Raw genomic sequence first — 23,463 nt, forward strand, 5'->3', positions numbered from 1 at the left:
AGTCTGTCGCAAGAGCGGCCGATAGTCTCTACAGATTGTTATTGTGGGTTGTGTTCATGAGTCGTCCCCTTGCCACTGCTACACGTCCGCAACTGGCTTTACAGTCCTACCTGGATGGCTTGTTGCGCGATGCTGTAAGCGAGTTAGAGCTGGCTGAAAGCACTACTCTGGATGAGTTTGAAGCGGCGGTACTGGAAGAGCAGGTGCGTGACGCGCGCCTTGTTCGTCAGGCTGAAATTGCCAAGCCTCTGGTTGAGCTTGCACCGCGATCCTTGGTTTTGCCGACGTTCGACATGCCCATGCCAGAAGTGGCGGTAGAGTATGCCGCGCCTTCTATTGATAGTGCGCAACCCATCGTTGTTGAGTCTGATGCTGTTCATGCTTTGTTGGCCATTCCAGAGTCCGGTCGTCAGGGGCGTCCCGAATGGGCGCAAGAGTCCTTTGAGTGCCTGCTGTTTGATGTGGCGGGTCTAACGCTGGCAGTACCTTTGGTTTGCCTGGGGTCGATTTATCCTCTGGCCGGTCAGGAGCTCACGCCTCTTTTTGGGCAGCCAGAATGGTTCCTCGGCATATTGCCAAGCCAGGCAGGCAACTTGAAGGTTCTGGATACCGCACGCTGGGTTATGCCTGACCGCTATCGCGACGATTTTCGTGAGGGTTTGCAGTATGTGATTTCTGTTCAAGGGTATGAGTGGGGCTTGGCGGTGCATCAGGTGAGTCGCTCGATTCGCCTTGATCCTAATGAGGTTAAATGGCGCAGCCAGCGAACGCAGCGTCCATGGCTAGCCGGCACTGTCATCGAGCATATGTGTGCGTTGCTGGATATTGCATCCCTGGCCGAGCTGATTGCCAGTGGCGCCGCCAAGCGCATGGCATCCAGTCGAGCACATTGAATAACACTGAGCTGTGCGATGACTGCAGCTTTGCAACTATAGTAATGACAGCGGGGCATTAACCCGTGATCGCCGCCGCGAGCGGTTCATGACGAGGCTAGGAACATGAAGAAAAGTTCTGCACAAGGTTCTGAAGATCCGATCCTGCAGTGGGTGACATTCCGCCTGGACAACGAAACCTACGGCATCAATGTGATGCAGGTTCAAGAGGTGTTGCGTTACACCGAGATTGCTCCTGTGCCAGGTGCTCCGAGTTATGTACTGGGCATCATCAACCTGCGCGGCAATGTGGTTACCGTGATCGACACCCGCCAGCGTTTCGGTCTCGATTCCAGTGAGGTCACGGATAACACTCGCATCGTGATCATTGAAGCCGACAAGCAGGTGATCGGCATCCTCGTCGACAGCGTGGCCGAAGTGGTTTATCTGCGCCAATCCGAGGTAGAAACTGCGCCAAACGTGGGTAATGACGAGTCCGCCAAGTTTATCCAGGGCGTGTGCAACAAGAACGGTGAGTTGCTGATTCTGGTTGAGTTGGACAAGATGATGAGCGAAGAAGAGTGGTCTGAGCTGGAGAGCATCTAAGTCATGCTTGATGCGCTGCTGGTCACGGTGGCCCTGGTTTGTCTGGGGCTGGTCGCTGCATGCATCTGGTTGACCCGGCAGCTGCGTGAGGCCATCAAGCTGCAAGGCGAGCGTGATGCGCTACGTGATCGGCGGCTCAAGGAGCTAAGTCGGCGACTGGATGCTTATCTCACTGGCAGCGTGCAGATGGGTGAAGAGTTGCATGAGTTGCGCAGAGTTGTTGCGCCTCTGCCGGACAAGCTCAATCAGATTGAGCAGCGTGACCCCAGCAGTCTGTCATTTACCCAGGCTGCGCGACTGGCTGGCATGGGCGCCAGTGTGGATGACCTGACCCAGTCCTGCGGCCTGAGCAAGGCTGAGGCGGAATTGGTCAGCAAGATGCATCAGGCCAAACTGCAGCGTTCCTGATTTTCCCAATCCTCAAGTAACTCTCAATGTGCCGGCCCTTCCAATAGGCGCAGGGGCGGCGTGATATCCGTGTCATGTTCGTTGCTGGTCGGCGCTTTCCCCTTCAGGTACCAGGCAAAGGCGATTATTTCCGCGATGCAGCGATACAGCTGTTCGGGAATTGCTTCGCCCAGTTCCAGGCGCGCCAACAGGCGCACCAGTTCGGCGTTTTCGTAGATCGGTACTTCATATTCGCGGGCGATCGCCAAAATGGCTTCGGCCAGCTCGTCATCGCCTTTGGCGCTGAGCACCGGTGCATTCTGGCCGTCATAGGTGAGGGCGATGGCCTGGCGTGGCGTGGTCTTTTTCATGCGGTTTCATCTACCCAACGTTGTTCCAGGGTCGTGCGGGGGCCGCGCGGAGGAATACCCAGTGAACATGCCAGTTCGCCGACTTGCACGCCGGCGCTATTCAGGCGTTGGCGCAGATTGTCCAGTTCTGCATCGATCAAGTTGACGGTGCTGTTTCGTTCTGCCCAAAGCTGGCTGGATAGACGGCCCTGCGCCAGTTGTGCTTGAACTTGCAGGGGGCCTAGAGGGTCTAGGTCAAAGGCCAGTTCGACCTTCCACAGAATTTCCTTTTTTCCAGGTTTGTTGGTTGGCTTGCTTTCATCACGCTGGATTTTGATTTGCAAAGGCACCAGCTCTTGCTGGTTGCGCATGGGCAATTCAAGTTGCCAGGTGGTGAGCAGGTTGCCGTCTGGGCCGACCTGGCTTTGTGCCAGGCTGGAAAGCTGATGGGTTTGCAGGCGCGAGATGGCGGCCGCGGCGAGCTTCAGTAGGGCCTCCAGATCACTGTCGTCTTCCATGCCCTGCAGGATTCGTGAGGGCAATGGAAAACTCAGCGCCTGTTGGCGACTGCTGGACTTTCCGAGGCTGCTGAGCAGGTCGCGTGCCAGGGTTGGCATGGCTTGCGCCAGCGCTGAGCCGGCATTGGTTGCGCTAAGCAATGCGCCGGCGGGCATATTGGGTAATAGTTGTGTGATCAGGCGCAGCAAGTTGGCCTTGAGGTCGGTCGGCATCGACTGGCCCTGACCTCCAAGGAGTTTACTCTCCAACAGAATGCCACTGTTTTCCAAGGCCGCCGCCAGGCCTTTTGCAGTGCTCAGTTGAGTCGTGTCGGGTAATGCGCCGAAGAGTTTGTCGATACTGGTACGCAGACCTTCACTCATCTCGGCGTTGCCGCGCAGTCCTTGCAGGGCGCCAAACAGCCCTTCAAGGGCGCCCTGGCGATTGCTTTGGCTGCTCAGCTGCTGGCTCAGGGCAAGTTGGTCAAGGCGGCCACTCAGGGGTAGGAAATTCAGCGCCTGGCTGCCCTGCACCTGAGCGCTGAGCAGGCTACCCAAAGGCAGTGCCAGTGGGGTTTCCAGCGACAGCTTGCTGCCAGCCAGCGGAGTATTGAGCAAGCTGACCAGCACCTTGTAGATCACCTGTTGCGAGCGGCCCTGCAGCAATTGTTCGCGGGCCACTACCTTGCCCTGCAGCAGGGTGCCAACGGGCAATTGGTCGAGGTCCAGGCTGGTCAGAGGCTTGTCACCACCCAGCAGTACGGACAGTGCCAGGCGGGTTTCCGATAGGGCGGTTACGGTTACAGATGTGCCCTGAGCCAGCGGGCGCGGGCTAGCGGCTTCCAGGGTGGTCTGGCTGCCGTTGCTCAGGGTCAGTTTGAGCAGCATTTGAAAACTTTGCGCCACTTCCTTGAGGGCGATAACTTCGGCCTTGGCGGTTTCGCCACTGGCCAGCAAGCCTTGCATGGGCTGTAACAGTTTCACTGCCAGATCCGCCGCGACAGCGCTGGGGCGGCTGCTGGGGGGCGTTGGCGCAATAGGCCGCGGGCTGCTGATTTCGCTCATTGGCGGGTTACACCCTGTCGAAAATGCCCGCTGCGGCAGGCGCAGTTGGGCATGTATAATCGCGCCCCGTCCGGTTCGGCTGCGCATTCCTTGTGCGTCAGTATAGCGGCCAAGACGCTGCCGACTTGAACAGCTTTTGCCATCCATCTTAGGTGCCGATGCCTTGACCAGTCCTCTTCTCGAAGCCGTTGCGCTCGCCTGTGAGCGAGATTGGCGCATGCTCTTCGAGCGTCTGGAGCTGCGTCTGGTTCCCGGTGAAATGCTTCAGGTGGCAGGCCCCAATGGCAGTGGTAAAACCAGCCTGCTGCGATTGCTGGCTGGGTTGATGCAGCCCACTGCCGGTGAGATTCGCCTCAATGGCCGCCCGTTAGCCGCCCAGCGCGCCGAGCTTGCACGCAACCTGCTGTGGATTGGACATGCCGCCGGCATCAAGGGTTTGCTCACTGCCGAGGAAAATCTCACCTGGCTCTGTGCACTGCATCAGCCGGCCGAGCGCGAGGCCATCTGGCAGGCGCTGGCGGCAGTGGGGCTGCGCGGTTTTGAAGATGTGCCCTGTCACACCCTATCCGCCGGGCAGCAACGGCGTGTGGCGCTGGCCCGCCTGTATTTGCCGGGTCCGCCACTCTGGGTGCTGGATGAGCCGTTTACTGCGCTGGACAAGGCAGCGGTGGCCCAGTTGGAGAACCATCTGGCCGCACATTGTCAGCAGGGCGGTCTGGTCGTGCTGACCACGCACCATGAATTGACGGTCAAGCCGGCTGGTTATCGCGAGCTTGATCTGGGGCAACGCACGTCATGAGCAATGTTTTTACCCTGCTGCTGGCCCGTGAAGCGCGCCTGTTGTTCCGTCGTCCGGCCGAGCTGGCGAACCCGCTGGTGTTCTTTGCCATTGTGATTGCATTGTTCCCGTTGGCGGTGGGGCCGCAGACTCAGTTGTTACAAAGCCTTTCGCCAGGGCTGGTGTGGGTAGCGGCGTTATTGGCCGTGCTGCTCTCGCTGGACGGGCTGTTTCGCAGTGATTTCGAGGACGGCTCGCTGGAGCAGTGGGTCCTTTCGCCGCACCCCCTGGCTCTTCTGGTTCTGGCCAAGGTGCTGGCACACTGGCTGTTCTCTGGCCTGGCGCTGGTGCTGTTGGCGCCACTGCTGGCGTTGATGTTGGGTTTGCCGGGGCGCTGCCTGCCGGTGCTGCTGATCTCGCTGCTGCTCGGTACGCCGGTGCTGAGCTTACTGGGCGCAGTCGGTGCGGCGCTGACGGTAGGCCTCAAGCGTGGTGGTCTGCTGCTCGCGTTGCTGATTTTGCCGTTGTACATCCCGGTGCTGATTCTCGGCAGCGGTGCGCTACAAGCCAGCCTGCAAGGATTGCCGGCGGTTGGTCACTTGTTGTGGCTGGCCAGCCTCACCGCATTGGCGGTGACCTTGACACCTTTTGCCATCGCCGCTGGTCTGACGATCAGTGTCGCTGAGTAGACAATAAGCCTGAATGGCCGGTTGATCGCGGTGCCTGCCTGCGCCCTGATCAGCCCTAGCACTGATGAGTAACCTGATGAACTGGACGTGGTTTCACAAGCTCGGCTCGCCTAAATGGTTTTATGAAATCAGCAGCCGCTGGCTCCCCTGGTTGGCCCTGGCCGCCGCTGTGCTGTTGGCGGTCGGCCTGGTTTGGGGGCTCGCCTTTGCGCCGCCGGATTATCAGCAGGGCAACAGCTTTCGCATCATTTACATCCATGTGCCAGCGGCATTTCTCGCTCAGTCGATCTACGTGATGCTGGCGGTGGCCGGCGTTGTTGGGCTGGTGTGGAAAATGAAACTGGCCGATGTCGCCTTGCAGCAGGCCGCACCCATCGGCGCCTGGATGACGGCGATCGCTCTGGTGACCGGTGCGGTGTGGGGCAAGCCGACCTGGGGCACGTACTGGGTGTGGGATGCCCGCCTGACCTCGATGCTGATTCTGCTGTTCCTGTATTTCGGTGTGATCGCGCTCGGCAATGCCATCACCAACCGTGACAGCGCGGCCAAGGCCTGTGCGGTGCTGGCCATTGTTGGTGTAGTGAACATCCCGATCATCAAATACTCGGTGGAGTGGTGGAACACCCTGCACCAGCCGGCAACCTTCAGTGTGGTGGCCAAGCCGGCCATGCCGTTTGAGATGTGGATGCCGCTGCTGATCATGGTGCTGGGCTTCTACTGCTTCTTTGGGGCCGTGCTGCTGATGCGCATGCGCCTGGAAGTGCTTAAGCGCGAGGCCCGCAGCAGTTGGGCCAAAACTGAGATCAAGGCGCAGGTGGAGAAGGGGCTATGAGTTTTGCCAGCTTCAGCGAGTTTCTCGCCATGGGCACCCACGGGCCTTATGTCTGGTCCTGTTATGCCATCAGCCTGGCTGTGCTGGGGCTGAATGTGGCGCTGCCAATCCTGGCGCGTCGCCGTTATCTGCAAGACGAGGCGCGTCGTTTGCGCCGGGAGGAGTTGAAGTGAACCCCGTGCGTAAAAAACGCCTGTATATCGTCCTGGCAATCATCGCCGGTGTCGGCATCGCTGTGGCGCTGGCCCTGAGCGCGTTGCAGCAGAACATCAACCTGTTCTACACCCCCACGCAGATCGCCAATGGCGAAGCCCCGCAGGACACCCGCATCCGTGCTGGCGGCCTGGTTGAGGAGGGCTCGGTGAAGCGCTCCAGCGACTCACTGGACACCGATTTTGTCGTCACTGACGGCGCCAAGAGCGTGACCATCCGCTACAGCGGCATCCTCCCGGACCTGTTTCGCGAAGGGCAGGGCATCGTCGCCATGGGCAAGCTCGACGCCAGCGGCGTGCTGATTGCCGATGAAGTACTGGCCAAACACGACGAAAACTACATGCCGCCGGAAGTCATGCAGGCCTTGGAGCAGAGCGGCATGAAACAGCAGCACGACGCGGCCAAAGCGGCCAAGCAAGCGTCCCCAGCGGAGTACGCGCAATGATCCCCGAACTTGGCCATCTGGCGATGATCCTGGCGCTGTGCATGGCGCTGGTGCAGGCAACATTGCCGTTGATCGGAGCCTGGCGGGGTGACCGGCAATGGATGAGCCTGGCGCAGCCGGCTGCCTGGGGGCAGTTTGCCTTTATGCTGTTTGCGTTCGTCTGCCTGACCTACGCCTTTATGATCGACGACTTCACCGTCGCCTATGTGGCCAACAACTCCAACAGTGCACTGCCGTGGTATTACAAATTCAGCGCCGTGTGGGGCGCCCACGAAGGGTCGCTGCTGCTGTGGGGGCTGATCCTTGCCGGTTGGACCTTTGCCGTGTCGATCTTCTCGCGGCAGTTGCCGGAAGAGATGCTCGCCCGTGTACTGGCCGTGATGGGCATCATCAGCATCGGCTTTTTGTTGTTTTTGATCATCACCTCCAATCCGTTCGAGCGGCTGCTGTTTGACACCCCGGCTGATGGCCGCGACCTCAACCCGCTGTTGCAAGACTTCGGTCTGATCATCCACCCGCCGATGCTCTACATGGGCTATGTAGGCTTCTCCGTGGCCTTCGCCTTCGCCATTGCGGCGTTGCTGGGCGGCAAGCTGGACGCGGCTTGGGCGCGCTGGTCGCGGCCGTGGACCATCGTCGCCTGGGCCTTCCTTGGCATAGGTATCGCGCTGGGCTCGTGGTGGGCCTACTACGAACTTGGCTGGGGTGGTTGGTGGTTCTGGGATCCGGTGGAAAACGCCTCCTTTATGCCTTGGTTGGTCGGCACCGCGTTGATCCACTCCCTGGCTGTGACGGAAAAACGCGGCGTGTTCAAAAGCTGGACCGTGCTGCTGGCAATTGCCGCGTTCTCCCTCAGCCTGCTGGGTACCTTCCTGGTCCGTTCTGGGGTGCTGACCTCGGTGCATGCCTTCGCCAGCGACCCTGAGCGCGGCGTATTTATTCTGGTGTTCCTGCTGATCGTGGTGGGCAGCTCGTTGGCGCTATTTGCCATCCGTGCACCGGTGGTGAAAAGCCAGGTCGGTTTTGCCCTGTGGTCGCGGGAAACCTTACTGCTGGTCAATAACCTGATTCTGGTGGTGTCCGCTGCGATGATCCTGCTGGGCACCCTCTACCCGCTGGTGCTGGATGCCACCACGGGCGCCAAGTTGTCGGTGGGTCCGCCGTACTTCAATGCCCTGTTCGTACCGCTGATGGGCCTGCTGATGGCCATGATTGCGGTTGGGGTGATTGTGCGCTGGAAGGACACGCCGCTGCAGTGGCTGCTCGGTATGCTGGCCCCCGTGTTGATCGGCAGCGTGGTGCTGGCGGTAATTGCCACCTTCCTGGTCGGTGATTTCAACTGGGCGGTGCTCGCTGTTTGCCTGTTATCCGCTTGGGTGGTGCTGGCGGGTGTGCGCGACATCCTTGAGAAAACCCGTCACAAAGGCCTACTCAAAGGGTTGCCGAGTCTGACCCGTAGCTACTGGGGCATGCAAACTGCGCACCTGGGCATGGCGGTGTGTGCCCTCGGTGTGGTGTTGACCAGCGTGGGCAGCTTTGAGCGTGACATGCGCATGGCGCCGGGCGAGTCGGTCGACATCGGCGGTTACCAGTTTATCTTCGAAGGGGCTGAGCACTTTGAAGGGCCGAACTTCACGTCGGATAAAGGCACGGTGCGCATCCTTGAAGCGGGCAAACAAATTGCCGTGCTGCACCCGGAGAAACGCCTGTATACCGTGCAACAGTCGGTGATGACCGAGGCGGGCATCGACGCCGGAATCACCCGCGATCTGTTCGTTGCTTTGGGTGAACCGCTGGAAAACGGTGCCTGGGCGGTACGCGTGCATATCAAACCGTTCGTCCGTTGGATCTGGTTCGGTGCGCTGTTGATGGGCTTTGGTGGCTTCCTCGCCGCAGCTGACAAGCGCTACCGGATGAAGGTACGCACCCGCGTGCGTGATGCCCTGGGCATGGCGGGGGCGCAGGCATGAAGCGTTTACTGCTGCTGTTACCGCTGTTTATCTTTCTTGGCGTGGCGGTGTTTCTCTATCGCGGGTTGTTTCTCGACCCTTCCGAACTGCCCTCGGCGCTGATTGGCAAACCCTTGCCGGCGTTCTCGCTGCCGGCGGTGCAGGATGGCAAGCCGCTCACCGAGGCTGATCTCAAGGGCAAGCCGGCGCTGGTCAACGTTTGGGCCACCTGGTGTGTGGCCTGCCGCGTGGAACACCCTGTGTTGAACAAACTGGCCAAGCTCGGCGTGACCATCTACGGGGTCAATTACAAGGACGACAATGCCGCCGCGCAGAAGTGGCTGGTAGAGTTCCACGACCCCTATCAGCTGAACATCAACGATGCGCGCGGCACCCTGGGCCTGGACCTGGGCGTGTACGGCGCCCCCGAGACTTTCCTGATCGACAAGGACGGCATCATCCGCCACAAGTTTGTCGGGGTAATCGATGAGCGTGTCTGGCGTGAACAGCTGGCCCCGCTGTATCAGGCTCTCGTCGATGAGGCTCAGCCATGAAGCGTCTACTGAGTGCTGCAGTGCTGGGGCTGGCCTTGCTGGGCACCGCCCAGGCCGCCATCGACACCTACGAATTTGCCACTGAGGCCGAGCGCGATCGTTACCGCAACCTGGTCGAAGAGCTGCGTTGCCCCAAGTGCCAGAACCAGAACATTGCCGACTCCGATGCGCCGATAGCCATGGACCTGCGTGCGCAGATCTTCCGCATGTTGGAAGAGGGGCAGAGCAACGAGCAGATCATTGACTTCCTGGTCAGCCGCTATGGCGATTTCGTGCTCTACAAACCGCCAGTCACCGCGCGCACGTTGCTGCTGTGGTATGGCCCGGCTGGTTTGCTGGCCGGTGGTTTCGTCCTGCTTGGGGTTATCCTGTTGCGCCGTCGTAGCAAGCCAGGCGTTGTCGCCAGCGGCCTGTCTGCCGATGAACAGCAGCGTCTGACCGCTCTGCTTAATCAAACGCCTGTGGATAAGAAAGACTGATGATTGAATTCTGGTTGTGCGCCGGTCTGCTGTTGCTGACGGCCCTGGCGTTTCTGCTGATCCCGGTGCTGCGTGCACGCAAGGTCCAGGCTGAGGAAGACCGTACGGCACTTAACGTGACTCTTTATCAGGAGCGCTTACTGGATCTGCAAAGCCAGCACGCTGCCGGGGCGCTGAATGCTGAGCAGTTGGCCAGTGGCCGTGACGAGGCTGCTCGCGAGCTGCTCGCGGATACTGAGGGTGCGCTGGCACAGCCGACCCAGCGCAAGCTGGGCAGCACGGTCCCGTTGATTGCCGCGCTGCTGATGCCGCTGCTGGGTTATGGCCTTTATCAGCATTGGGGCGCTATTGGGGATGTTGAGCGCGCACAGGTTTTTGCAGCGCAGCCGAAGACCATCGAGGAAATGACCGCACGCTTGGAGGCCGCAGTAAAGAGCAACCCTGAGTCGGCGGAAAGCTGGTACTTCCTGGGGCGTACCTATATGGCGCAGGAACGTGCCGCCGACGCCGTCGTGGCGTTTGAGCGCGCTGTCGGAGTGGCCGGGCGTGAGCCGGAGTTGCTCGGGCAGTGGGCACAGGCGCTGTATTTCGCCGGTGACAAGCAGTGGACCGCGCAATTGCAGGCGTTGACAGATGAAGCACTGAAAGCCGATCCGGCGGAGGTCACCAGCCTGGGGCTGTTAGGGATTGCGGCCTATGAAAGCGGCCAGTTCCAGAAAGCCATCGGTCATTGGCAGCAGCTGGTAGCGGTGTTGCCGGCGGAAGACCCGTCTCGCCAGGCCATTCAGGGTGGGATTGAGCGTGCTCAGGAGCAATTGGGCGAGCCCGCCACTCAGTCAACACAAGCTACCTCTCCAGGCCTGACGGTACGGGTCGAGCTGGCCCCGGCGCTGCAGGCCAAGGTGCAGCCGGGTGATGCAGTGTTTGTCTTCGCTCGTGCCGTTTCCGGGCCGCCGATGCCATTGGCGGTCAAGCGCCTGAGCGTGGCTGACCTGCCGGCTGAAGTCAGCCTGTCAGACAGCGATGCGATGATGCCGCAGCTGAAAATCTCCGGGTTCGAGCAAGTGCAGCTGGTCGCGCGTATCTCGCGCAGTGGCAACGCCACGGTCGGTGAATGGATCGGCAGCAGCCAGGCGCTGGCGAGCAAGACCACCGAGTTGCAGCAGCTTGTGATCGACAGCGCCGACAGCCAAACACCGTGAGGTTGTTACTGCGTGGCGTGGTGCTGATTGGCCTGTTCGGACTCGGTGCTTGCGTGCAGACACCGACAGCTACTGCGCCGGTTACCAGCCCAAGTGGCAGCAGCAACCACCCACGGTTCGCCCCGCCACCTGGGGTGGACAGCCAGTGGAATGCGCAATTGGGGGTGTACGTGGTGGGTGGCGCTTCTCATCTGTACTACCGCGAGCGCACTTATTACCGCTGGAACTCTGGTTGGAGTTGGGCGAGTAACCCGCAGGGGCCCTGGTTGCCCACCGACAGCAGTGGGGTCCCGCCTGGGTTGTACCGTCGTTACGCGCAGTAGTCACGCACCCTGCTGGAAACTCCCAAGGCCGCCGCAGTTCGCACTGTCGGCGGCCTTTCTACGACTAGCGTTACTCGGCGATCTGCAGCTTGCGTGACTCGTGGTAGAAGAAGCGGATTTTCTCGTATTCGAAGGGCGAGTTGAGCTGGCCGTAGCGGAAATTTACCGTGGAGCGCTGGTCTACGACTTCCAGCAGGGTGATTTCCGGGTGGCTGACACTGGCCTCGGCAACGTTCAGCCAGTTGACCTGGTTTTTCACTGTAAAGTCCGCCACCAGTCCGCCGGTGTCGCGCAGGTTCGAGGGGCCGAGCAATGGCAGCATCAGGTATGGCCCAGCCGGTGTGCCGTAAAAGCCGAGGGTCTGGCCGAAGTCTTCCTTCTGTTTGGGCAGGCCCATGCGCGTGGCAGGGTCCCACAGACCGGCCACGCCAATCGTGGTATTGAGCAGCAGCCGTGCGGTGGTCTGCATGGTGCGCTTGCCCTTAAGCTGCAAGGCGCTGTTGAGCAGGCTGGGCACATCGCCCAGGTTGCTGAAGAAGTTGCTGACACCGCTTTGCACCAGGGTTGGGGTGATATAGCGGTAGCCATCGACAATCGGCAGGAACACCCACTCATCGAAGCGATAGTTGAAGTGGTACACGCGCCGGTTCCATGACTCCAGAGGGTCATAGACGTTCAAGGCGGTGAGGGTCGAACGCTCGAATTCGCGTTCATCCAGCCCTGGGTTGAACTGCAAGTGCTGCAGTGGACGCTTGAAACCATCGGCGTCGACGCTGTGCTCGGCATTGGCCAGGTGGCTGCCCAGCAGCAGGCCCACGAACAGGGCAAGGGAAAGAGGCTTAGCCACGGAAGAACTCCAGCATGGCGTCGCTGTTGACGCGGTAGTTGAGGTTGCCGCAATGGCCACCCAGCGGGTACACCGTCAGCCGCTCACCAAAGGTGCTGCGCAGGTAGCCAAGGTCGCCGGGGCCGAGGATCACATCATCAGCGTTGTGCATCACGGCAATTTTGCGGCTGTTTTTCAGGTAGCCGGTCAGGGCATACAGGCTGACCTGATCAATCAGTTGCGCCAGGCTGCCGCCGTCATAACGGGCTCGCCACATGGGAATGACCTGTTCGGTCAGATAGCAGTCAAAGTCGCATTGCAGGGCACGCTTGAAGAAGGGGGTCAGGCTGGTGCCTTCCTTGATTGGATAGCTGATCGGGGTAATCAGCCCGCGACGGTTGATCAGGTCGGAGGTGAAGGCGATATCGGCCGAGGAAAAGCGAAAGGCGGCACCAATGAGCATGGCCATCTGCTCATCGCTGAGTTTTTCCTTGGAGTTCTGAAAGTCATAAAGCAGGGCGTCGTTGATATCGACATAACCCTTGTCCTGGAAATAGCGAGTTAGTTTTCCCAGCACCAATTCGTAGAACGTGGTGCTGTTATCAATGCCCTTGACCCGTGTCTGCACCAGGCGATCCAGGTTACTGATCGAGGTGTAGAGGTTGACCGGTGGGTTGAGCAGCAACACGCGTTTAAAGTTGAAGCTGCCCCGAGTTTCGTCCAGCTCACTGACAAAGGCGGCATGCAGCGCGCCCAGGCTGTAACCGGTGAGGTGGAATTCACTGACTTTCAGGCGTGGATGCTGCGCCCGCACAGCTTGCATCGCGCGGTACAGGTCGTCGGCGTCATCGCGGCTGATACCGGGTGTGGCAAACCGCGACGCGGCCGTCATGAAGTCATAGCTGGTGGGGGATGACAGCTGTACCACGTGATAACCCGCACCGTAGAACAGTTTCTTCAGGTATTCCGGGGTGCTGCTGGCGTAATGCGCACCCGTACCGGCAATGATAAAGATCAATGGCGCCTCGCCTGATTGCTTGGCCAGGCGATAGCGCATCTTGGTGACCGGCCAGAAATTCTCCGGGACCTCGAACTCACGCTCCGGTCGCAGTTTGGCTTGGTAATCCGCCTGGTCGATGTCCGCATCGGTGGGCAGTGCAGGTCTCAGTTCGGGCGGGGTGGTCGCCAGTGTGGCTTCGAGCGCATTATGCAGGGGGTAGCCATAGCTACTGGCGTCGATATCAGCCGCGCTGACTGAGGCAGTCAGGGCCAGGCAACTGAGCAGGGCAAGCAGACGAGGGACAGGCAACATGGCGAAATCTCTTGAGCGCTAGGGCTGGTTCTGAGGCGGCGATCGACGCGGATCGATTTGACCACATAAGCGTGGCTAAGTGCCGCTTAGTTATAGGCAACCAAGTTTTCAGGCTGAAGTGCATATTGGTGTCACAACGGATCGGGCAGCAGTTGCAGTTGCTCGACCCAGATCAGCTCGCAGGCGCCATCTCCGGTGTCTTCACGGCTGAGTGAGCTGACCCAGCGATAGCCATCGTCGCCGTCGACCCGGACCAGCTGCCCGGTCAGCCGAATCTGCTGGCCCGCTTTGAGTTTGCTCAGGGTGCTGGCCACTGCCGGGGTAGCCGGTATCAGATGCATGTTGGCGCTGTTGATTTCGATCTGCCGCCGCTCGATCGGCAGTTGCTCGGCGCGCCAGAAGTACCAGCGGTTGCGCTGGCTGATGCTGATATGGCGCAGCACCTCGGGGTCAGCCATGGGGCCCCAGCCGAGCGCCAGGTCGGTGGGCGAGAGCTTGGCGCCGCGATCGAAGTAATAGTCTTCACGGCCGAGAACCCGTGCTTCCAACTGGAAATCTTGCAGGCGGCTGAGGGTATGCTCGGCCACGCGCCAGCTGCCGCTTTCGTGCGGGGTGCTGGGTGGCCGGTTGCCAGGGCTGGGTAGTAGGACCACCCAGAGCAGCCACAGGGCAAGCAGGCCGGCAGTGATCAGAATCAGGCGACGGATAGGCATGAGGAGAGTCTAGGGCCTGTTGGTATTTCATTCACAGCCCTTTGCGTGCGGCTGATTTGTGCTGCAAGACGGCTGCGTTGACATGACAAGCGCTTTTGCCTGTCGTGCGGGGGGTGTCATCCGCTGCGCGTCGGCTTATCCTACGCAGCCATTTCCTTGTCCCGAGCTTTTATATGCCGCGTTACCTGCCCCTGGCCCTTGTATTGATCGCTGCTGCCCTGAGTCTGGCCGCCAGTCTGCTGCTGCGTTACCAGTTGATGGAGAATGAGTTGTGGGTGGGGGTGTGCGTGGCCGAGCCGGAACGCCTGAGCTGTGAAGTGCGCGCCCTGTTCGGTTGGCTGATCCACTTCCGTGTGCTGTCGCTGGGTGCATTGGGCTGCGCGCTGCTGGCCTTTGTCCTGCCCGGGCTGTGGGGGCAGCGTCTGGCGGTGCCGGCTTTGCTGCTGGGCCTGCCGGCATTGGTGCTGTACAGCGCCAGCCTCGCGGTTTTTGCCGTGGTGCTGGCGCTGTTGCGTTTGGTGCGTGCGCCTAAAACTGTCTGATCAGGCGGTTTGCGGCTTGGCTCGCAGGCTGCGCCATAGTGCACTGACCAGCAGGGCGCTGGTCAGTGCCCAGCCTAGGGCCTGCAGGTTGCTGAAGGTTTCCTGATACAGCTGCGGGGCGATACCCGCACCAATCAGCAGGGCCAACAGCGCCACTTCGCGGCGGTAGCCGCTGACGGGCTGGCACAGGTAAACCACTGCCGGCAGCAGCAGCGCGGCGCTGGGGAAGCTGCGGTAGCGCGCGTCCATCACCAGCGCCAGCATCATCACCGCTCCGGCAAAACCGCTCAGCACCAGCCACAGCGCTGCCTTGCTGCTTAACCATTGGCGAAGCTGCAAGCGCCAGCCGCTGGCCTGGCTGAGTTGCAGGGCCGCATGGGCCAGTACCAGCAGGTTGAGCGTTATCAGCGCTGCACTCCACAACCATTCGCCCAGGTAGCGGCTGGTCACCAGCGTCAGCTCTGCAAACAGGCCGATGCAGGTAGCGGCCAGCGCAGCCAGCAGGGGCAGCAGCAGGGCAGCGCGGCTCGATTGTGGGCGGCCGGCAAACAGCAGCGTGGCCATAAACAGAATCAGGCTGGTGGCCAACCAGACCGGCCAATGCGGTAGGTTGGAAACCGGCCCGGCGAGGATTGACTTGTCCTGGCGGTCAGCGTCATACAGCCCCCAATAACCGCCTACCGCGCCTTCGCTGACGCGCTTCCAGGGCTGGTCGAAGGCCTCGATCAGGTTGTAGCGCCAGCCATTCTGTTCGGCCATGGCGACAAAACCACGGATGAATTTGGCCTGGTTGATCAGGCTGGGTACGGCTGTTTCGCGCTGACGGCCTTCGCTGGGCCAGCCGGTTTCGCCGATCAGGATGTCCTTGGGGGCATAGGCGTTACCGAAGGTCTGTCGCACTTCTGCCACTTCATGCAATGCTGTTTCGATGCCGGCCGGGTTATCTTCCCAGTAAGGCAGCAGGTGGATGGTGATGAAGTCCACCGCAGGAGCAACTTCGGGGTGTTTGAGCCAGAACTCCCAGACATCGGCATAGGTTACCGGCTGCTGGATCTGTGCCTTGACCTGCTCAATCAGCGCCACCAGTTGCTCGGCTGTGACCTCCTTGCGCAGCAGGGCCTCGTTGCCGACGATGACCGACTGGATCACATCGGGATGGGCGTTGGCCATTTTCACCAAGCCAGCAATCTCTACGGCGGTGTCGGCCGGGTTGCGGCTGACCCAGGCGCCAGCAATCAGCTTCAAGCCGTGCTTGCGGGCCATGTTCGGCAGCTCTTCCAGGCCGGTCACCGAGTAGGTGCGCAGGCACTCGAAGCGTTCGGCCAGCAAGGCCAGGTCCGCTTCCATTCGCTCTGGCCGCAGTTGCATGGGCTTATCGAAGGGCGACTGATCTTTGTCGAACGGCGTATAGGAGGCGCATTGCAGTTTGTGCGTTGGCGTGGCGGCATCGGCCAGTTCAACGGGTTGGCCAATACCAAACCAGAGCCCTGAAAGGGCGAGCAAACCGAACAGGAAGGCCAAGGCGTAGGGTGCAGCAGGGAAACGGGAAGTGGCTGGCATGATACGTGCGCGTATGGTGGTTGAGGCGCGCATAGTAGCGGATTGCTCGACGTCTCGGCTGGCTGTTTTTATCGCTCAGATAGCGCTCATTGTGGCGATCTGCGACGGTTATGCCTGGTGATGCAACCAGGCATGTTTGGGCTGCGTGGCCGTTTGTGAGGTACGCCCCTCGAAACGCTGCCAGACCTTCTCGTGGAAGTAGAAACCCACCGAGTTGCACAGCGGTTCGATGGCGGCCACCAACCCACTGGCGGCAACGCTGCCGGTCAGTGCGTAGGTAACACCGAAGGCAATGCAGAAATGCATCAGGGTAAATGTCAGTGTCTTGAGCATGGCCCACCTCGAGTGAGAATTATTCTTCATTGAGGTGCAGCCTAGTTGCTTACCTTCTATTGGGAAAATATTTCATTTGAATTGTTGTGATAGTTTTTCTTGATTTAATTGTCGCGGGTAATGAAAGGCCAGCGCTTGGGCTGGGTTTTAAAGCTAACGCACCTTCGCGCGGCTCCGCAGGGTGGCGGAGCGAATAACCGGGACGCAGCCCCTGGTGTGGGGGGGGCGGCGGATACAAAAAGCCCCGGCATTAACCGAGGCGTTGAATGTGGCTCCGCGACCTGGACTCGACAGCGAAGTTGAACGCACCTTCGCGCGGCCCCGTAGGGGTGGGCGTAGCGAATAACCTGGGACGTAGTCCCTGGTGAGGGTCCGGCGGATACAAAAAAGCCCCGGCATTAGCCGAGGCTTTTGAATGTGGCTCCGCGACCTGGACTCGACAGCGAAGTTGAACGCGCTTTAGCGCGGCCCCTTAGGGGTGAGCGTAGCGAATAACCTGGGACGTAGTCCCTGGTGAGGGTCCGGCGGATACAAAAAAGCCCCGGCATTAACCGAGGCTTTTGAATGTGGCTCCGCGACCTGGACTCGAACCAGGGACCCAATGATTAACAGTCATTTGCTCTACCGACTGAGCTATCGCGGAACAACGGCGCGTATCCTACTGATTCACAACGGGAAGTCAAGTATCCATGACCTCCCGTTGTGAACGATCAGAGTACCTGGGCGATGGCCTGGGTAACTGCTGGCAGGTTGCGCTGATTCAGCGCTGCCACGCAGATGCGCCCGGTACTGACGGCGTAGATGCCGAACTCGGTTTTCAGCCGTTCAACTTGCTCGGCGGTGAGGCCTGAGTAGGAGAACATGCCGCGTTGCTGAGCGACAAAGCCGAAATCGCGTTTGCAGTTCAGGGCTGCCAGTTGCTCGACCATGGCCAGGCGCATGCCGCGAATACGCTCGCGCATGCCGGCCAGCTCTTCTTCCCATAGGGCGCGCAGTTCAGGGCTGTTGAGCACGCTGGCGACCACGGTGGCACCGTGGGTCGGTGGGTTGGAGTAGTTGGTGCGGATCACGCGCTTGGCTTGCGACAGTACGCGGCCGGCTTCTTCCTGGCTGCCGGTGACGATGGACAGCGCGCCGACGCGCTCGCCGTACAGCGAGAAGGATTTCGAGAACGAGCTGGAGACGAAGAACGGGATACCCGCTTGAGCAAACAGACGCACGGCAAAGGCGTCCTGCTCGATACCGTCGCCAAAGCCCTGGTAGGCGATGTCGAGGAATGGCACATGCTCGCGCTCGCGCAGTACGTCCAGTACGGCTTTCCAGTCGTCCAGCGACAAGTCGACGCCGGTCGGGTTATGGCAGCAGGCATGCAGCACAACAACCGAGCGGACGGGTAGGTTCTTCAGGTCTTCGAGCATGCCGGCGCGGTTGATGCCGTGGCTGGCGGCGTCGTAGTAGCGGTAGTTCTGTACCGGGAAACCCGCCGACTCGAACAGCGCGCGGTGGTTTTCCCAGCTTGGGTCGCTGATCGCCACCACAGTGTTGGGCAGCAGGCGCTTGAGGAAATCCGCGCCGGTTTTCAATGCGCCAGTGCCGCCGACAGCCTGGGTGGTGATTACCCGGTCAGCGGCAATCAATTCGGAGTCGGCACCCAGCAACAGTTTCTGCACGGCGCTGTCATAAGCAGCAATGCCTTCGATCGGCAGGTAGCCGCGCGGGGCGTGGGCTTCAATGCGGGCTTTCTCGGCTTCGGCGACGGCACGCAGCAAGGGAATGCGGCCTTCCTCGTTGTAGTAAACGCCCACGCCCAGGTTGACTTTGGTCGCACGGGTATCGGCGTTGAATGCTTCGTTGAGGCCCAGGATGGGGTCGCGCGGAGCCATTTCGACGGCAGAGAACAGACTCATGGATGCGGCAGCTCTGAAGGGAGAGGTGAGTATCAGGCAACACCCTGCTAGGGGTTGCGTAAGTGGGCCGGTAGTATACCGGCGCATAACCTGTGCTGCGACAGCAGGCACACGCTTTTCACCGGTTTTGACGTAGGCTTTCAGGCCGCGTCACAGCCGCTTGTCGAGGTTTGTCATGTCCGAGTTTCAATTGGTCACCCGTTTCCAGCCGGCAGGCGATCAACCCGAGGCCATACGGCAGATGGTCGAAGGCCTGGAGGCGGGCCTTGCGCACCAGACGTTGCTCGGCGTAACGGGTTCGGGCAAGACCTTTTCCATCGCCAATGTGATTGCTCAGGTGCAGCGCCCGACGCTGGTGCTGGCGCCGAACAAGACCCTCGCCGCGCAGCTGTATGGCGAATTCAAGAGCTTCTTTCCGAACAACGCGGTGGAGTATTTCGTTTCCTACTACGACTACTACCAGCCGGAAGCCTATGTACCGTCCTCCGATACCTTTATCGAGAAGGACGCCTCGATCAACGACCATATCGAGCAGATGCGTTTGTCCGCGACTAAAGCGCTGTTGGAGCGGTCGGACGCGATCATCGTCACCACGGTGTCGTGCATCTACGGTTTGGGCAGCCCCGAGTCGTACCTGAAAATGGTGCTGCACGTCGATCGCGGCGACAAAATGGACCAGCGCGCCTTGCTGCGCCGCCTGGCCGACCTGCAATACACCCGCAATGACATGGACTTCGCCCGTGCCACCTTTCGTGTGCGCGGCGATGTGATCGACATTTTCCCGGCAGAGTCGGACCTGGAAGCCATTCGCATTGAGCTCTTTGATGATGAGGTGGAAAGCATATCGGCCTTCGATCCGCTGACGGGCGAAGTGATCCGCAAGTTGCCGCGTTTTACCTTCTATCCCAAGAGCCACTACGTCACCCCCCGTGAAGTGCTGCTGGAGGCTATCGAGAAGATCAAGATCGAGCTGGCTGAACGCCTGGAGTACCTGCGCAGCAACAACAAACTGGTGGAGGCGCAGCGCCTGGAACAGCGCACCCGGTTTGACCTGGAGATGATCCTTGAGCTGGGTTACTGCAACGGCATCGAAAACTACTCGCGTTACCTCTCCGGGCGTGGCCCTGGCGAGCCGCCACCGACGCTGTATGACTACCTGCCGGATCAGGCGTTGCTGGTGATCGATGAGTCCCACGTCTCGGTGCCACAGGTCGGTGCGATGTATAAGGGCGACCGTTCACGCAAGGAAACCCTGGTCGAGTACGGCTTCCGCCTGCCGTCGGCGCTGGACAACCGGCCGATGCGCTTTGAAGAATGGGAGGCCGCCAGCCCGCAGACCATCTTCGTTTCCGCCACGCCTGGGCCTTACGAGGCCGAGCATGCCGGGCGGGTGATCGAGCAGGTGGTGCGGCCGACCGGTCTGGTTGACCCGCAGATCGAGGTGCGCCCGGCGCTGACCCAGGTTGATGATCTGCTCTCGGAAATCCACAAGCGTGTGGCCATTGAAGAGCGCGTACTGGTCACCACGCTGACCAAGCGTATGGCTGAGGACCTGACTGATTATCTGGGCGATCACGGCGTCAAGGTGCGCTACCTGCACTCGGACATCGACACCGTGGAGCGGGTCGAGATCATTCGCGACCTGCGCATCGGTGCGTTCGATGTGTTGGTGGGCATCAACCTGCTGCGCGAAGGCCTGGATATGCCGGAAGTGTCGCTGGTGGCGATTCTCGATGCGGATAAGGAAGGCTTCCTGCGCAGCGAGCGTTCGCTGATCCAGACCATTGGCCGCGCCGCCCGTAACCTCAACGGGCGGGCAATTCTGTATGCCGACCGCATGACCGGTTCGATGGAGCGCGCCATCGGCGAAACCGAGCGGCGGCGCAACAAGCAGATCGCTTTCAACGAAGCCAATGGCATCACACCCAAGGGCGTGTTCAAGGACGTTAAGGACATCCTGGAAGGGGCCGTGGTGCCAGGCGCGCGCAGCAAGAAGCGCAAGGGCATGGCCCAAGCCGCCGAGGAAAGCGCGCGCTACGAGAACGAATTGCGCTCGCCGAGCGAGATCACCAAGCGCATTCGTCAGTTGGAAGAAAAGATGTACGCCCTGGCCCGCGACCTGGAGTTCGAAGCCGCGGCGCAGCTGCGTGATGAAATCCAGAAGCTGCGTGATCGACTGCTACAGGTCTGATTGGCTGGGTGTGGAAGGGGCTTTCGCCGCGACAGGATGACCGTTTGTCCGCGGCTAAAGCCCCTTTCTCAGGTGTGCGATTAACGTCGGCCGAAGATAATCAGCACCACACCGCCGAGGGTGATGCCACAGGCCAGCATCGCCAGCAGGCTCAGGCGCTCGCCCAGCAGCAGGTAGCCCAGCAACAACGCGACTACCGGGTTGACGAAGGCGAAGGTCGACACCAGGCTCGGCCGCACCTCGCGCAGCAGCCAGAAATACGCCGGATACACGCCGAGGCTGACAGGTAGCACCAGATACGCCAGCCACAACCAGGCATTGCTGCTTATGGCGCGCAGGTCCAGCGCTTGCCAGTCGCCGTGCCACAGGCCGAACAGGGCCAGCAGCAGTGCGCCGATCAGCATCTGCAGGCTCAGGCCGAGCCAACTGGAGCGAAACGCTGGGCGCTGACGCATCAGCCAGGCCCCGCCGGCCCAGAGCAGCGTTGCAAACACCACCAGCAGGCCGGCGAACCACTGTTCGATGGAGGCGCTGTGATCCAGGCCGTTGTTCATCAGTAGCACAATCCCGCCGCAGGCCAGCGCCAGGCCGCACATCACCCACAGCGGCGGGTGCTCCCCGAGCAGCCATTCCAGTGCCACGCTCCACAGTGGCAGCGTGGTGTAGAGCATCGCCAGCATGCCGGTCGGCAAATACTGGTTGGCGTAGATCAGCGCCCCCTGGCCGACCGCAATCAAGGCCAGGCTGCCAATCAGTACGCCGCCCCAGTCACTGCGCTGCATGTGCAGTTGACCGCTGAGCAGTACCCAGGCCAGCGCGAGCAGGCCGGCAATCGAGAAGCGCAGGCTGCCGATGACGAACGGCGGCACTTCCAGTAGGAGAAAGTGGTTGGCCAGGTAGGTGGTGCCCCAGCCGATATAGAGCGTGGCAAAGGCGACAATCAGCAGCAGGCTGCGGGTGCGTGATGGTGTGGACATGGTGATCTGAATTGGCAAGTCGGCAGGGCAGGTGGCGGGAAAAGCTGCGGGGCCCGCAGTAGAGGGCGTCAGTCTAAGCGCGCTGACGTTGTTGTCCAGCCTGCTGCGTACTACAGGATAAAGCGTTAGCCCTCGGCGGGCGCGGGCGCAGCTGAAATAGCCGTGCTGGCTGGAGCCGGCGGCTACCAGCCTGTTAATATCGTGGCCTTGAAAGATTGCCCGTTGCACATTCTCTGAGAGCCGCCATGACCACCGTTCGTACCCGTATCGCGCCGTCGCCCACTGGTGATCCGCACGTAGGCACCGCCTATATCGCCCTGTTCAACCTGTGCTTTGCCCGTCAGCACGGTGGCGAATTTATCCTGCGTATCGAAGATACCGACCAGGTGCGCTCGACCCGAGAATCGGAACAACAGATTTACGACGCCCTGCGCTGGCTGGGCATCGAGTGGAGTGAAGGCCCTGACGTCGGCGGCCCGCACGGCCCGTATCGGCAGAGCGAGCGTGGACATATCTACCAGAAATACAGCGCCGAGCTGGTGGAGAAGGGCCATGCCTTCCACTGCTTCTGCAGCGCCGAACGCCTGGACAAGGTGCGTGCCGAGCAGATGGAAGCCAAGCAGACGCCACGTTACGACGGCCATTGCATGCACCTGCCTGCTGACGAAGTGCAACAGCGCTTGGCCGCTGACGAGCCGAATGTGGTGCGCATGAAAGTGCCGACCGAGGGCGTGTGCGTGGTGCCGGACATGCTGCGTGGCGAGGTCGAGATCCCGTGGGATCGCATGGACATGCAGGTGCTGATGAAGACCGATGGCCTGCCGACCTACTTCCTGGCCAACGTGGTTGACGATCACCTGATGGGTATCACTCACGTGCTGCGTGGTGAAGAATGGCTGCCGTCGGCGCCCAAACTCATCCTGCTTTATGAATACTTCGGTTGGGACAAGCCGCAGCTGTGCTACATGCCACTGCTGCGTAACCCGGACAAGAGCAAGCTGTCCAAGCGTAAGAACCCGACCTCGATCACCTTCTACGAGCGTATGGGCTTTCTGCCGCAGGCCATGCTCAACTACCTCGGCCGCATGGGCTGGTCGATGCCGGACGAGCGCGAGAAGTTCAGCCTCGACGAGATGGTCGAGCATTTCGACATCAATCGTGTGTCCCTCGGTGGGCCGATCTTCGACCTGGAGAAGCTGTCCTGGCTTAACGGTCAGTGGATGCGTGAATTGAGCGTCGAAGAGTTCGCCGCTGGCGCGCAGAAGTGGGCGTTCAACAGCAAGTACCTGATGCAGATCGCCCCGCATGTGCAGGGTCGGGTGGAAACCTTTAGCCAGATCGCACCATTGGCCAGCTTCTTTTTCGCCGGCGGGGTGGCACCGGATGCCGCGCTGTTCGAGCACAAAAAGCTCTCTGCCGAGCAGGTGCGTCAGCTGATGCAGTTGATCCTGTGGAAGCTTGAAGCGCTGCGTCAGTGGGAAAAAGACAAGATCACCGGCTGCATCCAGGCGGTGGTTGAGCACCTGGAACTGAAGCTGCGCGACGCCATGCCGCTGATGTTTGCCGCTGTAACCGGCCAAGCCAGTTCGGTGTCGGTGCTTGATGCCATGGAGATTCTCGGTCCGGACCTGACGCGCTTCCGCCTGCGTCAGGCCATCGAGCTGCTCGGTGGCGTATCGAAGAAAGAGAACAAAGAGTGGGAGAAGCTGCTGGCAGCTATTGCCTAAGCAGCTGAATACCCCGTCCGGCCGTCGTTTTGGCGCGCCGGGATGGGGTAAGTGGTTGTTCTGTCAGCATAAAGAATGCTGATGCGGTAAAAATTTTGTTGACAGGTGTGGGGCGTGCTCTTAACATGCGCCCC

Annotated in this window: 25 protein-coding genes and 1 tRNA gene; 16 read left to right on the forward strand and 10 right to left on the reverse strand. The window is 60.5% G+C overall.

The window, feature by feature from the left end; genetic code table 11:
* Nucleotides 1-56 precede the first annotated feature (56 nt).
* The 3 genes from OU997_RS15370 (at nucleotide 57) to OU997_RS15380 (ending at nucleotide 1,886) form a co-directional block, all read left to right on the forward strand.
* Nucleotides 57-893 carry a CheW domain-containing protein gene (locus tag OU997_RS15370; protein WP_267807373.1) on the forward strand — a complete coding sequence of 279 codons (837 nt, stop codon included), beginning with the start codon at nucleotides 57-59 and terminating at the stop codon, nucleotides 891-893.
* Between the two features lie 105 nt (nucleotides 894-998).
* Nucleotides 999-1,478, forward strand: a complete 480-nt coding sequence (locus OU997_RS15375; protein WP_108490500.1) for a chemotaxis protein CheW — start codon at nucleotides 999-1,001, stop codon at nucleotides 1,476-1,478.
* Nucleotides 1,479-1,481: 3 nt separating this feature from the next.
* Entirely contained in the window at nucleotides 1,482-1,886 is a 405-nt protein-coding gene (locus OU997_RS15380; RefSeq protein ID WP_108490501.1) for a DUF2802 domain-containing protein, read from the forward strand.
* A gap of 23 nt (nucleotides 1,887-1,909) precedes the next feature.
* Here the strand turns inward: OU997_RS15380 and OU997_RS15385 are convergent, their stop codons facing one another.
* Together OU997_RS15385 and OU997_RS15390 are read right to left on the reverse strand one after the other, a co-directional pair.
* Nucleotides 1,910-2,236 carry an EscU/YscU/HrcU family type III secretion system export apparatus switch protein gene (locus tag OU997_RS15385; protein WP_108490502.1) on the reverse strand — a complete coding sequence of 109 codons (327 nt, stop codon included), beginning with the start codon at nucleotides 2,234-2,236 and terminating at the stop codon, nucleotides 1,910-1,912.
* Nucleotides 2,233-3,777 carry a flagellar hook-length control protein FliK gene (locus OU997_RS15390; protein WP_267807375.1) on the reverse strand — a complete coding sequence of 515 codons (1,545 nt, stop codon included), beginning with the start codon at nucleotides 3,775-3,777 and terminating at the stop codon, nucleotides 2,233-2,235. Before OU997_RS15390 ends, OU997_RS15385 begins: the two co-directional genes overlap by 4 nt.
* Before the next feature lie 163 nt (nucleotides 3,778-3,940).
* Between OU997_RS15390 and ccmA the strand changes: the two genes are divergently transcribed.
* From ccmA to OU997_RS15440, 10 genes are all read left to right on the forward strand, one after another.
* Nucleotides 3,941-4,576, forward strand: a complete 636-nt coding sequence (ccmA, locus tag OU997_RS15395) for a cytochrome c biogenesis heme-transporting ATPase CcmA (protein ID WP_108490517.1) — start codon at nucleotides 3,941-3,943, stop codon at nucleotides 4,574-4,576.
* On the forward strand, nucleotides 4,573-5,244 hold the full coding sequence (gene ccmB, locus OU997_RS15400; RefSeq protein ID WP_108490504.1) for a heme exporter protein CcmB: 672 nt from the start codon (nucleotides 4,573-4,575) through the stop codon (nucleotides 5,242-5,244). The genes ccmA and ccmB overlap by 4 nt, the downstream gene beginning before the upstream one ends.
* A gap of 73 nt (nucleotides 5,245-5,317) precedes the next feature.
* Nucleotides 5,318-6,076, forward strand: a complete 759-nt coding sequence (locus OU997_RS15405) for a heme ABC transporter permease (protein WP_177480016.1) — start codon at nucleotides 5,318-5,320, stop codon at nucleotides 6,074-6,076.
* Nucleotides 6,073-6,249, forward strand: a complete 177-nt coding sequence (ccmD, locus tag OU997_RS15410) for a heme exporter protein CcmD (RefSeq protein WP_267807376.1) — start codon at nucleotides 6,073-6,075, stop codon at nucleotides 6,247-6,249. The genes OU997_RS15405 and ccmD overlap by 4 nt, the downstream gene beginning before the upstream one ends.
* Nucleotides 6,246-6,734 (forward strand): cytochrome c maturation protein CcmE, encoded by a 489-nt coding sequence (gene ccmE / locus OU997_RS15415; RefSeq protein ID WP_108490506.1) that lies wholly within the window; start codon nucleotides 6,246-6,248, stop codon nucleotides 6,732-6,734. Before ccmD ends, ccmE begins: the two co-directional genes overlap by 4 nt.
* The gene (locus OU997_RS15420; protein WP_267807377.1) at nucleotides 6,731-8,704 is read left to right on the forward strand and encodes a heme lyase CcmF/NrfE family subunit; all 1,974 of its coding nucleotides are present in this window, start codon (nucleotides 6,731-6,733) and stop codon (nucleotides 8,702-8,704) included. Before ccmE ends, OU997_RS15420 begins: the two co-directional genes overlap by 4 nt.
* The gene (locus OU997_RS15425; RefSeq protein WP_108490508.1) at nucleotides 8,701-9,237 is read left to right on the forward strand and encodes a DsbE family thiol:disulfide interchange protein; all 537 of its coding nucleotides are present in this window, start codon (nucleotides 8,701-8,703) and stop codon (nucleotides 9,235-9,237) included. The genes OU997_RS15420 and OU997_RS15425 overlap by 4 nt, the downstream gene beginning before the upstream one ends.
* Nucleotides 9,234-9,716: a cytochrome c-type biogenesis protein gene (locus tag OU997_RS15430; protein ID WP_267807378.1), complete on the forward strand. Its 483-nt coding sequence runs from the start codon at nucleotides 9,234-9,236 to the stop codon at nucleotides 9,714-9,716. Before OU997_RS15425 ends, OU997_RS15430 begins: the two co-directional genes overlap by 4 nt.
* Nucleotides 9,716-10,918 (forward strand): c-type cytochrome biogenesis protein CcmI, encoded by a 1,203-nt coding sequence (gene ccmI / locus OU997_RS15435; protein WP_108490510.1) that lies wholly within the window; start codon nucleotides 9,716-9,718, stop codon nucleotides 10,916-10,918. The genes OU997_RS15430 and ccmI overlap by 1 nt, the downstream gene beginning before the upstream one ends.
* Complete coding sequence (locus OU997_RS15440; protein WP_420713202.1) at nucleotides 10,915-11,241, forward strand: hypothetical protein; 327 nt, start codon at nucleotides 10,915-10,917, stop codon at nucleotides 11,239-11,241. The genes ccmI and OU997_RS15440 overlap by 4 nt, the downstream gene beginning before the upstream one ends.
* Nucleotides 11,242-11,311: 70 nt before the next feature.
* Here the strand turns inward: OU997_RS15440 and OU997_RS15445 are convergent, their stop codons facing one another.
* From OU997_RS15445 to OU997_RS15455, 3 genes are all read right to left on the reverse strand, one after another.
* On the reverse strand, nucleotides 11,312-12,088 hold the full coding sequence (locus OU997_RS15445) for a VacJ family lipoprotein (protein WP_420713203.1): 777 nt from the start codon (nucleotides 12,086-12,088) through the stop codon (nucleotides 11,312-11,314).
* The gene (locus OU997_RS15450; protein WP_108490512.1) at nucleotides 12,081-13,379 is read right to left on the reverse strand and encodes a serine/threonine protein kinase; all 1,299 of its coding nucleotides are present in this window, start codon (nucleotides 13,377-13,379) and stop codon (nucleotides 12,081-12,083) included. The genes OU997_RS15445 and OU997_RS15450 overlap by 8 nt, the downstream gene beginning before the upstream one ends.
* A gap of 131 nt (nucleotides 13,380-13,510) precedes the next feature.
* The gene (locus OU997_RS15455; protein ID WP_267807381.1) at nucleotides 13,511-14,092 is read right to left on the reverse strand and encodes a hypothetical protein; all 582 of its coding nucleotides are present in this window, start codon (nucleotides 14,090-14,092) and stop codon (nucleotides 13,511-13,513) included.
* A gap of 173 nt (nucleotides 14,093-14,265) precedes the next feature.
* On the opposite strand from OU997_RS15455, the gene OU997_RS15460 reads away from it, so the two are divergent.
* Nucleotides 14,266-14,634, forward strand: a complete 369-nt coding sequence (locus OU997_RS15460) for a hypothetical protein (RefSeq protein WP_108490514.1) — start codon at nucleotides 14,266-14,268, stop codon at nucleotides 14,632-14,634.
* Here OU997_RS15460 and OU997_RS15465 read toward each other — a convergent pair whose 3' ends face one another.
* From OU997_RS15465 to OU997_RS15480, 4 genes are all read right to left on the reverse strand, one after another.
* The gene (locus tag OU997_RS15465; protein WP_267807383.1) at nucleotides 14,635-16,194 is read right to left on the reverse strand and encodes a beta (1-6) glucans synthase; all 1,560 of its coding nucleotides are present in this window, start codon (nucleotides 16,192-16,194) and stop codon (nucleotides 14,635-14,637) included.
* A gap of 108 nt (nucleotides 16,195-16,302) precedes the next feature.
* Nucleotides 16,303-16,527, reverse strand: coding sequence for a DUF2061 domain-containing protein (locus OU997_RS15470; protein WP_108489065.1), 225 nt, complete (start codon nucleotides 16,525-16,527; stop codon nucleotides 16,303-16,305).
* A gap of 567 nt (nucleotides 16,528-17,094) precedes the next feature.
* Nucleotides 17,095-17,170, reverse strand: a tRNA-Asn gene (locus tag OU997_RS15475).
* A gap of 67 nt (nucleotides 17,171-17,237) precedes the next feature.
* Nucleotides 17,238-18,434, reverse strand: a complete 1,197-nt coding sequence (locus OU997_RS15480) for an amino acid aminotransferase (protein ID WP_267807385.1) — start codon at nucleotides 18,432-18,434, stop codon at nucleotides 17,238-17,240.
* A gap of 175 nt (nucleotides 18,435-18,609) precedes the next feature.
* Here OU997_RS15480 and uvrB point away from each other — a divergent pair, with 175 nt between their 5' ends.
* Nucleotides 18,610-20,625, forward strand: a complete 2,016-nt coding sequence (gene uvrB, locus OU997_RS15485) for an excinuclease ABC subunit UvrB (RefSeq protein ID WP_267807386.1) — start codon at nucleotides 18,610-18,612, stop codon at nucleotides 20,623-20,625.
* An 80-nt stretch (nucleotides 20,626-20,705) separates the two neighbouring features.
* Here the strand turns inward: uvrB and OU997_RS15490 are convergent, their stop codons facing one another.
* Nucleotides 20,706-21,602: an EamA family transporter gene (locus OU997_RS15490; RefSeq protein WP_108489068.1), complete on the reverse strand. Its 897-nt coding sequence runs from the start codon at nucleotides 21,600-21,602 to the stop codon at nucleotides 20,706-20,708.
* 245 nt (nucleotides 21,603-21,847) lie between these two features.
* Here OU997_RS15490 and gltX point away from each other — a divergent pair, with 245 nt between their 5' ends.
* Complete coding sequence (gene gltX, locus OU997_RS15495; protein WP_267807389.1) at nucleotides 21,848-23,329, forward strand: glutamate--tRNA ligase; 1,482 nt, start codon at nucleotides 21,848-21,850, stop codon at nucleotides 23,327-23,329.
* The last annotated feature ends 134 nt before the right edge of the window (nucleotides 23,330-23,463 follow it).

Source organism: Pseudomonas sp. SL4(2022) (genome assembly GCF_026625725.1).
GTDB lineage: Bacteria > Pseudomonadota > Gammaproteobacteria > Pseudomonadales > Pseudomonadaceae > Aquipseudomonas.

Bases quoted from the DNA above. Each gene is read 5' to 3' on its own strand.
- OU997_RS15370 (WP_267807373.1), top strand. From the start codon at position 57: ATGAGTCGTCCCCTTGCCACTGCTACACGTCCGCAACTGGCTTTACAG.
- OU997_RS15375 (WP_108490500.1), top strand. From the start codon at position 999: ATGAAGAAAAGTTCTGCACAAGGTTCTGAAGATCCGATCCTGCAGTGG.
- OU997_RS15380 (WP_108490501.1), top strand. From the start codon at position 1,482: ATGCTTGATGCGCTGCTGGTCACGGTGGCCCTGGTTTGTCTGGGGCTG.
- OU997_RS15385 (WP_108490502.1), bottom strand. From the start codon at position 2,236: ATGAAAAAGACCACGCCACGCCAGGCCATCGCCCTCACCTATGACGGC.
- OU997_RS15390 (WP_267807375.1), bottom strand. From the start codon at position 3,777: ATGAGCGAAATCAGCAGCCCGCGGCCTATTGCGCCAACGCCCCCCAGC.
- ccmB (WP_108490504.1), top strand. From the start codon at position 4,573: ATGAGCAATGTTTTTACCCTGCTGCTGGCCCGTGAAGCGCGCCTGTTG.
- ccmD (WP_267807376.1), top strand. From the start codon at position 6,073: ATGAGTTTTGCCAGCTTCAGCGAGTTTCTCGCCATGGGCACCCACGGG.
- OU997_RS15420 (WP_267807377.1), top strand. From the start codon at position 6,731: ATGATCCCCGAACTTGGCCATCTGGCGATGATCCTGGCGCTGTGCATG.
- OU997_RS15425 (WP_108490508.1), top strand. From the start codon at position 8,701: ATGAAGCGTTTACTGCTGCTGTTACCGCTGTTTATCTTTCTTGGCGTG.
- OU997_RS15430 (WP_267807378.1), top strand. From the start codon at position 9,234: ATGAAGCGTCTACTGAGTGCTGCAGTGCTGGGGCTGGCCTTGCTGGGC.
- ccmI (WP_108490510.1), top strand. From the start codon at position 9,716: ATGATTGAATTCTGGTTGTGCGCCGGTCTGCTGTTGCTGACGGCCCTG.
- OU997_RS15450 (WP_108490512.1), bottom strand. From the start codon at position 13,379: ATGTTGCCTGTCCCTCGTCTGCTTGCCCTGCTCAGTTGCCTGGCCCTG.
- OU997_RS15455 (WP_267807381.1), bottom strand. From the start codon at position 14,092: ATGCCTATCCGTCGCCTGATTCTGATCACTGCCGGCCTGCTTGCCCTG.
- OU997_RS15460 (WP_108490514.1), top strand. From the start codon at position 14,266: ATGCCGCGTTACCTGCCCCTGGCCCTTGTATTGATCGCTGCTGCCCTG.
- OU997_RS15465 (WP_267807383.1), bottom strand. From the start codon at position 16,194: ATGCCAGCCACTTCCCGTTTCCCTGCTGCACCCTACGCCTTGGCCTTC.
- OU997_RS15470 (WP_108489065.1), bottom strand. From the start codon at position 16,527: ATGCTCAAGACACTGACATTTACCCTGATGCATTTCTGCATTGCCTTC.
- OU997_RS15480 (WP_267807385.1), bottom strand. From the start codon at position 18,434: ATGAGTCTGTTCTCTGCCGTCGAAATGGCTCCGCGCGACCCCATCCTG.
- uvrB (WP_267807386.1), top strand. From the start codon at position 18,610: ATGTCCGAGTTTCAATTGGTCACCCGTTTCCAGCCGGCAGGCGATCAA.
- OU997_RS15490 (WP_108489068.1), bottom strand. From the start codon at position 21,602: ATGTCCACACCATCACGCACCCGCAGCCTGCTGCTGATTGTCGCCTTT.
- gltX (WP_267807389.1), top strand. From the start codon at position 21,848: ATGACCACCGTTCGTACCCGTATCGCGCCGTCGCCCACTGGTGATCCG.